Origin of the sequence: Aeromonas sp. FDAARGOS 1404 (genome assembly GCF_019047085.1) — a bacterium.
Taxonomy (GTDB): domain Bacteria; phylum Pseudomonadota; class Gammaproteobacteria; order Enterobacterales; family Aeromonadaceae; genus Aeromonas; species Aeromonas veronii.
Genome location: NZ_CP077237.1, coordinates 4,584,705 through 4,597,704, shown reverse-complemented (window position 1 = coordinate 4,597,704; position 13,000 = coordinate 4,584,705). Strand labels below are relative to the sequence as shown.

9 protein-coding genes are annotated in these 13,000 nt (G+C 57.9%); 5 read left to right on the top strand and 4 right to left on the bottom strand.

The genetic code is table 11. From position 1 onward, the window contains the following. Nucleotides 1-214: 214 nt before the first annotated feature. Nucleotides 215-1,435 carry a methyltransferase gene (locus tag I6L34_RS21220; protein WP_216955298.1) on the bottom strand — a complete coding sequence of 407 codons (1,221 nt, stop codon included), beginning with the start codon at nt 1,433-1,435 and terminating at the stop codon, nt 215-217. Between the two features lie 183 nt (nt 1,436-1,618). On the opposite strand from I6L34_RS21220, the gene I6L34_RS21215 reads away from it, so the two are divergent. After that, the gene (locus tag I6L34_RS21215) at nt 1,619-2,197 is read left to right on the top strand and encodes an alkylphosphonate utilization protein (RefSeq protein WP_005333203.1); all 579 of its coding nucleotides are present in this window, start codon (nt 1,619-1,621) and stop codon (nt 2,195-2,197) included. Between the two features lie 203 nt (nt 2,198-2,400). On the opposite strand, the gene I6L34_RS21210 is transcribed toward I6L34_RS21215, so the two are convergent. After that, complete coding sequence (locus tag I6L34_RS21210) at nt 2,401-3,927, bottom strand: fumarate hydratase (protein WP_005345328.1); 1,527 nt, start codon at nt 3,925-3,927, stop codon at nt 2,401-2,403. Between the two features lie 294 nt (nt 3,928-4,221). On the opposite strand from I6L34_RS21210, the gene pabB reads away from it, so the two are divergent. The 3 genes from pabB to I6L34_RS21195 all read left to right on the top strand — a co-directional run bounded on the left by pabB (nt 4,222) and on the right by I6L34_RS21195 (nt 7,629). Continuing rightward, entirely contained in the window at nt 4,222-5,505 is a 1,284-nt protein-coding gene (gene pabB / locus I6L34_RS21205) for an aminodeoxychorismate synthase component I (RefSeq protein WP_254202986.1), read from the top strand. Between the two features lie 42 nt (nt 5,506-5,547). Next, complete coding sequence (locus I6L34_RS21200; RefSeq protein WP_005351753.1) at nt 5,548-6,114, top strand: CoA pyrophosphatase; 567 nt, start codon at nt 5,548-5,550, stop codon at nt 6,112-6,114. 216 nt (nt 6,115-6,330) lie between these two features. Further along, nucleotides 6,331-7,629, top strand: a complete 1,299-nt coding sequence (locus I6L34_RS21195) for a serine/threonine transporter (RefSeq protein ID WP_216955296.1) — start codon at nt 6,331-6,333, stop codon at nt 7,627-7,629. A 266-nt stretch (nt 7,630-7,895) separates the two neighbouring features. Here the strand turns inward: I6L34_RS21195 and I6L34_RS21190 are convergent, their stop codons facing one another. Together I6L34_RS21190 and sstT are read right to left on the bottom strand one after the other, a co-directional pair. Then, the gene (locus I6L34_RS21190; RefSeq protein WP_021230165.1) at nt 7,896-8,888 is read right to left on the bottom strand and encodes a hypothetical protein; all 993 of its coding nucleotides are present in this window, start codon (nt 8,886-8,888) and stop codon (nt 7,896-7,898) included. 207 nt (nt 8,889-9,095) lie between these two features. After that, nucleotides 9,096-10,346 carry a serine/threonine transporter SstT gene (gene sstT, locus I6L34_RS21185; protein WP_216955295.1) on the bottom strand — a complete coding sequence of 417 codons (1,251 nt, stop codon included), beginning with the start codon at nt 10,344-10,346 and terminating at the stop codon, nt 9,096-9,098. Between the two features lie 354 nt (nt 10,347-10,700). Here sstT and I6L34_RS21180 point away from each other — a divergent pair, with 354 nt between their 5' ends. Next, nucleotides 10,701-12,617 (top strand): ATP-dependent DNA helicase RecQ, encoded by a 1,917-nt coding sequence (locus I6L34_RS21180; protein WP_058058195.1) that lies wholly within the window; start codon nt 10,701-10,703, stop codon nt 12,615-12,617. Nucleotides 12,618-13,000: the final 383 nt, after the last annotated feature.

Below are 13,000 nucleotides of genomic sequence, written 5' to 3'. Positions count from 1 at the left end.
GAGCCATTTCACCTTGTGATATTCAGTGCAGCTGAAACAAAGAAAAAGAACCCAAACGAAAACCCCAAAGCGTGATCTTTGCCCATTTTGGGGACGATTGACACGGCCAGGTGATCTGCCATCCATTCATTGTTCGTGATAAAAAAAATGGCTGACACGCTCAGCCTGTCAACCATTATCAATGTTCAAGAAAAATGCGCGAGAGAGCCGGACGTCAGGCGCGCACGGCACGGATCAGGATATTGCGCGGGGTCATGGGTTTGGCACAGAACTCCCCCACTTCGACCCGATAGCCCTGCTCTTGCAAAAAGAGCGCGCGATCCAGCGCCAGCCAGATCTCGAGGGGACGGCGAAATAAATGACGTACCAGCTCCATGCGGGCGATATCACCAAAGCGACGCTCCCCGTGTTCCAACCAGGCGGGATAGTCCAGCCCGGCTGGCAGCACAATCCCTTTGCGCTCGGCAGCCCAAGCGCAAAATGTCTCGAAGGTGCCGGTCAGCAGGCTCTTTTGCATATTGGGCACCGGCAGATACTCATCCACACCGCGCACCTGACGCTGCAGGCAGTCAAACCCGAGCCTCCACACCACTTCCTGCTCGCGCAGGCGGGCGATCCGCGCACCGCCAGTCACCGTCTCCTGTAGCGGCAACTTGAGATCCGCCTTGCTCAACACCAGCTCGCTGGCGCTGGCCGCGGCTGACAGCGGGCGATAGTGGCTGGTACGGATCAGGTGGTAACAACAGGGAGAGATGGTCACTCCGCGGGCACTGCGCTCGGCCACCCGCTCCAGCAGATGGGTGTGCAGCTCGCCGCAGGCATGGAGTGCCATAGCGTGATGTTCGGGGGCGATCAGCGCCGCCGACTCGGGGGCAAAAGCATCGGCGCAGGTAAAGGTCATATTGGCGCCATCCCGCTCGGCCAGCAGCCGACCTTCGTCACAAAGCTGCCCTTGCAACTCCAGACTGAGGATAGGAGCCTGTCGATGAAGTGACACCAGCCGCCCAAGGTGGCCCTTGCCGGCACACCACTCCAGATAGGGGCCCTGATGGGCAGGCAGACAGGCGGTGAACGACTCGATCTGAGCCTGCTTGCGCCCCGGCATATGCAGCGCCATCTCCTTGCTGCAGGTGATGGGCTCCGGGGTAAACCGGGCAAGCTGGCTGAGTTGCTGCAGCTCGGTCCCCTCGGCAATCCAGGGGGCAAGAAGACTGCTGAGGGCATCCATATCCGCATCGAGCTCTGCCAACTGGCCGAGCGTCAGCCCATTGAGCAACGCCGCCAGTTCGGGCGCCTCATCGGCAAAGGCCATGGTCAAATGATGATATGGCTGATATTGCCACCAGCGTCGGTAGCGGGTGAGCAGTCGATCCAGTTGTTGAAAACGTTGAGCCAGCACGAATGCCCCTGCCTTGCAGTCAAAAAGGAGGCTCATTCTAGCGATCCCGCTTCAAATTGCACTCTCAATACCTGACGATCTGTGCCGCACAACAGCACCGCCAACCCTGTGACCCAGGGCAGACCTGACAAAGTACGGGGTTTTATGCTATATTCCGCCCCCTCTTTCACGCGCCCCGCCCAACGCGGGTCGCTTTACACTAGCTATGGGACCAACAACATGACCATCAACGCCATTCTGCAAGCGCGCGCGGGCGCCAAGTGTGAACTGTGCAGCGCCGAGCAGGCGCTGACCGCCTTCGTGGTGCCTCACTCCCCCGCCAGCGACGATGATCACAGCGTTGCTATCTGTGACACCTGCCGTGGTCAGCTGGAACAACCGGATACCCTGGTGGTGAACCACTGGCGTTGCCTGAGCGACAGCATGTGGAGCCAGGTGCCTGCGGTGCAGGTGATGGCATGGCGCCAGCTCAAAGCACTCTCCGGCAAGGGTGAGGTGTGGGCTCAGGATCTACTGGACATGATGTACATGGAGGACGAAGCCAAGGCTTGGGCTGAAGCTGGTATTGCTGACGAAGATGATGACAGCGTACCGACTGTTGACTCCAATGGCGCCGTGCTGCAAGAGGGCGACTCCGTCACCCTGATCAAGGATCTGGACGTGAAAGGTGCCGGTTTTACCGCCAAGCGCGGCACCCTGGTCAAGGGCATCCGTCTGACCAACAACCCGCTCCATATTGAAGGCAAGGTCAACGGCGTGCAGATCGTTCTGGTTGCGGCCTACCTGAAAAAGGCCTAAGCCAGGGGCGATTGCTCTGCTGTCTACTACCAGAGCACAAGCACAACGAAAAAGGATGGCGTCACGCCATCCTTTTTTATGCCCGCTTGCCACAAACGGCCAACCTGAGCCCATAACAGGCCAGTCAAAGCAAAAAGGCGCATCCGGATGGATGCGCCTTGTTTACATGGCAGATGTCGTTAACCGGCAGCGGAAATGGTCACTCAGGAGGAGAGCTTGCCATCCAGCTCGGCAATCTTGGCCGACCAGTAGGCCGGGCCGGTTTCGTGGATGTTGTTACCCTCGGAGTCGACCGCTACGGTCACCGGCATATCTTCCACTTCAAACTCGTAGATCGCTTCCATGCCGAGATCGGCAAATGCCACCACGCGGGCTTTCTTGATCGCCTTGGCCACCAGATAGGCAGCGCCGCCGACCGCCATCAGATAGACGGCCTTGTGCTGCTTGATGCTCTCGACGGTTTTCGGGCCCCGCTCGGATTTGCCGATCATGCCGATAAGGCCGGTTTCACCCAGCATCATGTCGGTGAACTTGTCCATACGGGTGGAGGTGGTGGGGCCTGCCGGGCCGACCACTTCGTCGCGCACCGCATCGACCGGGCCAACGTAATAGATAAAGCGGTTGGTGAAATCGACCCCTTCCGGCAGCCCTTCACCACGGGCCAGCATGTCGGCGATACGCTTGTGGGCTGCATCGCGACCGGTAAGGATTTTGCCCGACAGCAGCACGGTATCACCGCTCTTCCAGCTGGCCAGTTCGGCCTTGGTGATGCCATCGACGTTGACGCGGCGCACGTTGCCACCCGCTTCACGGGTGATCTCCGGCCAGTCGCTCAGTTTCGGCGGGGTCAGTTCGGCAGGGCCTGAACCATCCAGCTCGAAGTGAACGTGGCGGGTCGCAGCGCAGTTGGGGATCATCACCACCGGCTTGGAAGCGGCATGAGTCGGCGCAGATTTCACCTTCACATCCAGCACGGTAGTCAGACCACCCAGACCCTGGGCACCGATCCCCAGCTTGTTGACCTTGTCGTAGAGCTCGACCCGCAGCTTCTCTTCGGTGGTTTGCGGGCCACGGGCGATCAGCTCCTGAATGTCGATGTGCTCCATCAGGGCCTCTTTGGCCAGCACCGCCGCTTTCTCGGCGGTACCGCCGATGCCGATGCCCAGCATGCCGGGCGGGCACCAGCCTGCGCCCATGGTCGGCACGGTTTTCAGCACCCACTCGACGATATCGTCAGAGGGGTTGAGCATCACCATCTTGGATTTGTTCTCGGAGCCGCCGCCTTTGGCCGCGATGCTCACTTCCACCTTGTTGCCGGGGATCATGTCGATATGAACCACGGCAGGGGCGTTGTCTTTGGTGTTTTTGCGACTGCCGGCCGGATCGGCCAGCACGGAGGCGCGCAGCGGGTTGTCAGGATTGGTGTAGGCACGACGGGTCCCTTCGTCCACCATCTCCTGCACCGTCATGTCGCTGTCCCACTGGACTTGCATGCCAATTTTGACGAAACAGGTCACGATGCCGGTGTCCTGGCAGAGCGGGCGATGACCTTCGGCGGACATGCGGGAGTTGATCAGGATCTGGGCCAGCGCATCTTTGGCGGCTGGGTTGGCCTCACGGTCATACGCCGCTTTGGCAGCCTGAACAAAATCCAACGGGTGGTAATAGGAGATGTACTGGAGGGCATCTGCGATAGAATCGATGAAATCCTGTTTTTTTATAATGCTCATATCATCCTCACTGGTCCTTGTCTCTGCCACGGAGCAGGGCAAGGGCTTCCATATGATGGGCCGTGCTGACGTGCTGGCTAAAAACTATCAACCAGCAAAAAGCGAACGACACGGCAGTTTTTTCTTAAGTCACCGACACCTATGATACGCTTGCCCACCAGCACCGACTAGGGTTCGGGAACCAAACTGTTGCCTGTGTAACATAAAATGACGCCAACACTTCATATCCATCATCTAGACCATAGTGCTGAACTCCATCAGCTTTTTGCCCGCCTGCAACATCAGCCGTGGGCCATGTTGCTGGAATCGGCGGGACCAGTCGGCGCCGATAACGGCTTTGATATCATCACTGCCGATCCGCTGGCGACCCTCGAAACCCGCGGCGAGGTGACCACTCTGCGTGTCGGGGCGGATATCAGCGAACACAGCGAAGATCCCCTCGCCCTGCTGGCCCATACCCAGCAACAGCTGCTGGGGGAGCTGGATCTGTGCGCCACTCACCTGCCCTTTATTGGCGGCGCCCTCGGCCTGTTTGGCTATGATCTCGGCCGTCGCTTCGAGCGACTGCCAGTGCAGGCCGCCGCCGATATCGCGGTGCCGGACATGGCGGTGGGCATCTACGACTGGGCGCTGCTGCGCAATGTGGCGACCGGCGACTGGCAGCTGGTGCACTGGGGGGATAAAGCGGGCCTTGCCAACCGGCTGGCCTGGCTTGAACAGCAGCAGGCCAAACCGGCCCCCGCTTTTGCCTTGTTGGGGGCGTGGCAGAGCAATATGAGCCGCGCCGAGTATGGCGAGAAGTTTGCCCGCATTCAGGAATATCTCGCCGCAGGGGATTGCTACCAGATCAACCTGACCCAGCGTTTCAGCGCCCCCTATCAGGGGGATGAGTGGCAGGCCTATTGCCTGCTGGCAACCGCCAACAAGGCCCCCTTCTCAGCCTTTATCCGCCTGCCGGAGAGCGCGCTGCTGAGCCTCTCTCCCGAGCGGTTCCTGCTGCTTGATGGCCGTCATATCGAAACCAAACCCATCAAAGGCACTCGCCCTCGCCACCCCGATCCGGCCATCGATCGACAAGTCGCGCGGGAGCTGGCGCAGGCGGACAAGGACAGATCAGAGAATCTGATGATCGTTGATCTGCTGCGCAACGATATAGGTCGGGTCAGCCGGCCTGGCTCGGTCAGCGTGCCTCATCTCTTTGCGGTGGAGTCGTTTCCGGCGGTACATCATCTGGTCTCCACCATCCACGGTGAGCTGGATGCACGCTGGCAAGGAGTCGATCTGCTGCGGGCCTGTTTCCCGGGTGGTTCCATCACCGGCGCCCCCAAGATCCGGGCAATGGAGATCATCGAAGAGCTGGAGCCACAGCGCCGCAATGCCTATTGCGGCAGCATCGGCTATCTCAGCCAGCATGGCCGGATGGATACCAGCATCTGCATTCGCACTCTGATCGCCGAAGCGGGTCGTCTGCACTGCTGGGCCGGTGGCGGCATCATCGCCGACTCCGACGCCGACAGCGAATATCAGGAGACTTATGACAAGGTCGCCCGCATCCTGCCGCCGCTGTCGGCGCTGTAACCCTCCCCACCGTCAAGGCAACACACAGGAGAGCTCCCCGCCATGGATCGCCACGAACTGTTGACCCGCTTCCAGTTGCAGCGACCCGCCCCGGCCCATCGCCTCGCCATCGGCGGGCTCAGTCCGGCGGCAGTGTTGATCCCGGTGGTGATGCGCGATGAGGGGCTCAGCGTGTTATTGACCCGGCGCAGCCCACGGCTGCGTCATCATGGGGGACAGATCAGCTTCCCCGGCGGGCGACAGGATCCCGGCGACGAAAACCTCATTGCCACAGCGCTGCGGGAGACCGAAGAGGAGCTCGGCATTCCGGCCCGACTGATTGAAGTGATCGGCACCCTCAACCCGCTCAATACGGTGTCACGATTCGAGGTACTGCCGGTGCTGGGGCTGCTCGATGGCAACTATCCCCTCATCCTGAGTCCGGATGAGGTGGATCACGCCTTCGAAGTGCCGCTGACCCATCTGCTGGATCGACGCAACCACATCCCCCTGACCCTTTCCAGAGGGGGGAAAGCACACACTATCTACTGGATACCCTGGCAACAGCACTTTATCTGGGGAGCTACCGCCAGCATGATCAACCAGCTAGCCCAGCATCTCGCAAAATAACAATTTACCTACATTTGGCTGAGCGAGATTTAATCATTAACACTAAAATAACGTGCCAATTGATAAACATTAATTGAATTTTTCTTGTTTTGATCACATTTCCATAAGAAAGTGCGGTTTTTCGTGCCGTAAAGATGAATTTGATCAACATTTTTGATTAGAAAAACCGTATCCTTGCGCCGACTTAATAAGAACCACACATTCGGGGTGAGATAGATGTCAAACACAATCACTGGCACGCAGGGAGTTGCGGCGTCAACAGAGCAAGGGATCCGCTCTACTCAAACCACTCGTTGGGAAAAACGCGACTCTACCTGGGTCATCAGTCTGTTCGGGACCGCAGTTGGCGCGGGGATCCTGTTCCTGCCGATCAACGCGGGTATGGGCGGTTTCTGGCCGCTGGTCGTCATGGCGCTGCTGGTAGGTCCCATGACCTATCTGGCCCACCGTGGCCTGGCCCGCTTCGTGCTCTCCTCCAAAAAGCCAAATGCAGACATCACCGAAGTGGTGGAAGAACACTTTGGCGTGGGTGCTGGTAAATTAATCACCCTGCTCTACTTCTTCGCCATCTACCCCATCGTGCTGATCTACGGCGTGGGCATCACCAACACCGTCGAAAGCTTCATGGTCAACCAGCTGCAGATGAGTGCCCCGCCGCGCTGGATCCTCTCCATCGTGCTGATCATGGGCATGATGTCGGTGATGCTGGCCGGTGAAAAGCTGATGCTGAAAGTGACCGAGCTGCTGGTTTATCCGCTGATCGCCATTCTGGCCGGTATCTCTTTGTACCTCATTCCGGACTGGACCGGCGCGGCGCTGGAGCAAGTGCCCTCTGCCAAGGATTTCGCCACTACCCTGTGGCTGACCATCCCGGTACTGGTCTTCTCCTTCAACCACAGCCCGGCCATCTCCAGCTTCTCTCTGGCCCAGCGCCGCGACCACGGTGATCAGGCTGTCGAGAAAGCCGATGCCATCCTCAAGCGTACCGCCATGGTGCTGCTGGGCTTCGTGATGTTCTTCGTCTTCTCCTGCGTCATGAGCCTGACACCGGCCCAGCTGGCAGAAGCCAAGGCCCAGAACATCGCCGTGCTCTCCTATCTGGCCAACCAGCATGCCAGCCCCATCATCTCCTACTTCGGTCCGTTGGTTGCGTTCGTAGCCATCGTATCCTCCTTCTTCGGCCACTATCTGGGTGCCCGTGAAGGTCTGAAAGGGATGATCGTGCAGAACATGCGCAAGTCCGGCAAAGAGCCGAACGCCAAGAAAGTCGAGATGTTCATTATCGCCTTCTTCATCCTGACCCTGTGGGGCACTGCCATTGCCAACCCTTCCATCCTGGGCATGATTGAATCCTTGGGCGGCCCGATCATCGCTACCATCCTGTTCATCATGCCGATGTACGCCATCAAGCGCGTACCGGCTATGGCGAAATATCAGGGCCATATCAGCAACGTCTTCGTTGCAACCATGGGCATGATCGCCATCTCCGCCATCCTCTATCAGCTGGTCGGTTAATCCCCTACCTGCCGCTGATAGCAAAAAGCCAGCCGAACACTCGGCTGGCTTTTTTTATTGCGTTGTCCCGTCCTGAATAGTCTTGCCACTCATCACGCAGTTATTGCAGCCACAGCACCTGAACTCACACAACAACCAAGGAAACAACCCTTATCCGGCAACCACATCATGATGTTTCAGGGCTTCGCACCGAACCTCGACCAACAAAAATGCCAGTCGGGTAAGCGACTGGCATCTCTTGATAAACACGCACTATCTCTGGCTGATTAGAGTGGTTGCGCTTCCAACAGGAACGGCGTGATACCGGTGATTTCCGGAATACCGAGCACCAGGGTGTCTTTCTGACCATTGCTACCCGGTTTCATGGTCAGATATGCAGTGACACTGGCGTTGCGATCGGCAAATTCGCGCATCCTTTTTTCCCAGAGCCCCTCATAAATTTTTCCCTCTTTGATATCAGCAGGCCCTGTCAAGGTATTGAAACTGCATGACCGATTGTTCCAACCAGTCAACGTCAGCTTGTTCAAACCTTGAGTGTTGGCCTCTGTCTCACCGCTTACAGAACACCCTTCTTTAAACAGGATGGTCAGCTTGATCCCCAAGCCATTGTTGCTGCGCTCGGTTTTGAAATCTTGAAACAGTGCACTCTCCCCAAGGTTGTACCAGGAGTCCGCGTTGATAGGCGCAGTGACCATCGGCTGCAATGCCACTTGGCCGCCCCAATTCTGAATAGTGAGTGCAGAATCGATTTTGGCTTTGACGGGTCGATAATCGAGTACCCAGAGTGACTGGCTGCTTCCCGCCGTATCTGGCACAGACGCCACCTTGACCAACCCATCGACATTGGTATTGGACTTTTGCTCAGCCGAGTCGAAGGTACTGGGTTGGCTTTTGTTCACCAGCAACGACAACGTCAGTGGGTAACCCTCACCTTTATTCAGAGAAGAGAAGCCTTGAGGGAAGGTATAAGTGCTGACTGTGGCACTTCTTTTCTCAGCAATGTTCATCGCCCAACCCGTGCCCTCTGTGGACGCCGGATAGACAAGACCGACCGCACGATAACTGTCGTTGACCGGACGGTTGATTAACTGCCCCTGAGCGTCCATCAGGACGGGGAGATAGACGCCAGCCACCGGCAGCGCCCTCGGTTGCGGCTCCGGTGGCGTGGTACCACCACCACCACTATCTCCGCCACCACCACCGCAACCAACCAAACCTAATGCACCAATAATTGCCCACGAAAGCGTAGTTTTTTTCATTATTTAATCTCGTTTTTTTGCCTGAACCTTATTATTCCGCAGCTATTTTAACGGGGCAGCACCCGCACTGTCTGTCGGCTATTTGTAACCAAACATTTCATCAAAATGAATGTTTTCTTGCGCACTCCTCTCCTCAACACATTTAGGCCCGCTGATATAAAAAGCCCCTCACAGAGAGGGGCTGAATCGAAAAATCGAGCTACCGGCTCACGCCTCGCTGCTGGGCAGCGCGGAAGGTTCCAGCAGGGTTTCATCTTCGGCCATGCAAGCAGCGGCGGTGAACAGCACGTCGGTGGAGCTGTTCAGCGCCGTCTCGGCAGAATCCTGCAGCACGCCGATGATAAAGCCGACTGCTACCACCTGCATGGCGATGTCATTGCTGATGCCAAACAGGCTACAGGCCAGCGGGATCAGCAGCAAGGAGCCGCCCGCCACACCGGAAGCGCCACAGGCACTGATGGTGGCGACCACGGAGAGCAGAATGGCCGTTGCCATGTCCACTTCCATCCCCAGGGTATGTACCGCCGCCATGGCGAGCACAGTGATGGTGATAGCGGCACCCGCCATATTGATGGTGGCACCCAGCGGGATGGAGACCGCGTAGGTATCTTTGGGCAGACGCAGTTTTTCACACAGCGCCATGTTGACCGGGATGTTGGCGGCAGAGCTGCGAGTAAAGAAGGCGGTCACGCCGCTCTCTTTGAGGCAGGTCAGCACCAGCGGATAAGGGTTGCGCTTGATCTTCCAGAAGACGATCAATGGGTTGACCACAAAGGTGATAAACAGCATGCAGCCGATCAGCACCACCAGCAGTTGAGCATAGCCAAACAGGGCATCGAAGCCGGTCTCTGCCAGAGTGGAGGCAACCAGACCCAGGATCCCGAGCGGAGCACAGCGGATCACCGCTTTCACGATGGCGGATACACCGTGAGACAGGTCAGTGATCAGCGCCTTGGTGCTCTCGTTGGCATGGCGCATGGCGATACCCAGACCGATGGCCCACGCCAGGATCCCGATATAGTTGGCATCCATCAGCGCCTTGACCGGGTTGGTCACCACGTTGAACAGCAGGGTCTGCAGCACCTCGGTGATCCCGCCGGGCGGGGTGATCTCGGCAGTATTGGCCACCAGATGGAGGTTGGAGGGGAACAGGAAGCTGGCAATCACCGCGACCACGGCCGCAGAGAAGGTACCAAACAGGTAGAGCGCCAGCAGCGGGCGAATATTGGTCTTCTGACCCTGCTTGTGACCAATGATGGCCGCCATCACCAGTACGAATACCAGCAGCGGAGCTACCGCTTTCAGTGCACCAACGAACAGACTGCCAAGCAGACCTGCCGTTTTCGCCCACTCGGGCGCAAACAGTGCCAGCAAGATACCGAATACCAGACCAACCAGGATCTGGCTGACCAGGCTGGTGCTATTGACCAGCCGAAGGAGGGGGTGTTGTTGTGTCATCAAAAAAGTCCCTAAGCACCGTAGTGCATGAATCATGAGTCCTGTCTGCAACCACTCATCGGGAGACCCCTGTCGCCCGAATGTGGTGTCTGTGGCCAGCCTTCTGTCGGGCCGATCCGCCAGTCACCGGATTGCATGACGGAATATCCCATTCGCCATCTTTTTTTTCCAGAGACTCACCAAAAAATATCCCGTTTCCATCACAAAAAACCGCAACAAAACCTTAACCACAGCGCAACCACCCATTTTTGTACGTTTTATCGACACTCTCTGCCCTTACCCTCACGACCATTCCTGTGCCACCCGTGACCGTGTCGCTGTGCTATCATCACCCATTTGCCGCGGAGCCTTGCCATGATCCCATCCCTGCTCAACCAATATTTTGGTTTCTCCGCACTCAGGCCTGGTCAGGAAGCGGTGATTAGCCGGGTGCTGGCAGGTCAGAGTGCCGCCGCCATCTTTCCCACCGGCTCCGGCAAGTCCCTCTGTTATCAACTGCCTGCCCTCGCCCTGCCTCACCTGACTCTGGTTATCTCGCCGCTGCTGGCGCTGATGCACGATCAACTCGCCTTCCTCAAAAGCAAGGGAATAAGCGCCGCTACCCTCGACTCAAGCCAGAGCCCGGAGGAGAGTCGACGAGTGATGCAGCAGGCGCTGGATGGACAGCTCAAGATCCTGATGATTTCGGTAGAGCGACTCAAGAACGAGCGTTTTCGCCGTTTTATCCAGCAAGTACCGCTCTCGCTGCTGGTCGTCGATGAGGCGCACTGTATTTCGGAGTGGGGCCACAACTTTCGCCCCGACTACCTCAAGCTGCCGAGCTATCGCCATGATCTGAAGATCCCGCAGGTGCTGCTGCTCACCGCCACCGCCACACCGGCGGTTATTCAGGATATGCAGACCAAATTCGGCATAGCGCCGGAGGGGGTCGTGGTCACCGGTTTCTACCGCCCCAATCTTGATCTGGCGGTCATTCCCCTGTCGCCCGACGCGCGGGATAGCTGGCTCGCACAGGAGCTGGCCAACGCTCCGGCGGCCCCCACCATCGTCTACGTCACCTTGCAACACACCGCCGAAGCCTGCGCCGAGCAACTCATTAGAGAAGGGATCAACGCCCGCGCCTATCATGCCGGGCTCGACTCGGCGCTGCGCAGCCAGATCCAGCACGACTTCATGGCGGGCAAGGTGGATTGCATCGTCGCCACCATCGCCTTTGGCATGGGGATCGACAAAGCGGATATCCGGCGGGTCATTCACTACGATCTGCCCAAATCTATCGAGAACTACAGCCAGGAGATTGGCCGCGCCGGACGGGATGGCCAACCATCGCGCTGTATCGTGCTGGCCAACCAGAGCCAGCTGCCGGTGTTGGAGAACTTCGTCTACGGCGATACGCCGGATTTGAGTGCCATCCTCCAGCTCCTTGCCATCATCAAGCAGAGCGGGAACGAGTGGGAATTCACCCTGCTGCGCCTATCCAACGACACCAATATCCGCCAGTTGCCCCTTAAAACCCTGCTGGTCTATCTGGAGATGGCGGGCATCATCACCCCAGCCTACAGCTACTACGCAGATTACCGCTTCAAGTTTGTGCTGGATAAAGGCGAGATAGTGAGCCGCTTCAATCCGGAACGCCGCCAGTTTCTGGAGCAGCTGTTCGCCTGTGCCCCGCAAGCCCGCAGCTGGTGCACAATGGACTTTGACGCCCTCTGGCAGGGCTATCAGGGAGAGCGACAGCGGGCTGTTGCGGCGCTCGACTACCTGCAGCAGCAAGGCTGGATCGAGCTTGAAAGCAAACAGATGACCGAGGTCTACCGGATCACCCGTCAGGGGTGGGACAACGAGCAGGAAGCAAAAGCCCTGCACGCCCTGTTCCTGCAAAAAGAGCAGAGCGAGCTGGCAAGACTGCAAGCCATGCTCGACTTTTTCACCTCAAGTGAGTGCCTGAGCCACCGCCTCGCCCGCTATTTTGCCGATGAGGTGGCGCCGGTTCATTGTGGCCACTGTTCGGTTTGTCGCGGCGAGGTGGCGCATCTCCCGCCCCTGCCCTCACTGACCATGCCAAACGAGGCGGGGATCCGCGCCTGGTGCGATCCGCTGATTGCCAAGACAGGTTCGGTGGATGCGCGTGTTCTGGCCCGTTTCCTGTGCGGTATCGCCACACCGCTGACCAGCCGGGTCAAAGCCAAATCGCTGGCGGGCGCAGGCCAGTTGGCCGCCCACCCGTTTGCCCGCGTCCTGGCGGCCGTGCAACAAGCCTACCCTTGCTAGGTGAGTGCTGGCGGCGTCAATAGCCACCAGCAGAAACAAGCGTTTACAGACGCAGAAAAAGAAGACCCTCGCGGTTGCGAGGGTCAAGCCAACGGAAACGTGCTTAAACAGAGCTTGGTGAGGCAACAGTCAACTCTCTTGCTAAAGCGTCTTGCTGCTCACACATCGCCAATCTAGGGCACTCAAAATGTAGCGTCAATGTAAAAATTAGAGCTAAAACTCCAAGCAAAGTGATTTACGTTGACGCACACGTAATGACGTTTTCATTCATAACCCCGCCAACCCGCAGCCCCATTGCCTTTCGTCAAACCCCTTAATCTTTTCGCAATAAGTTCCCTGTTTCCCATAAACATTTATTTTTTATGTCTTTGACATTTACCTCA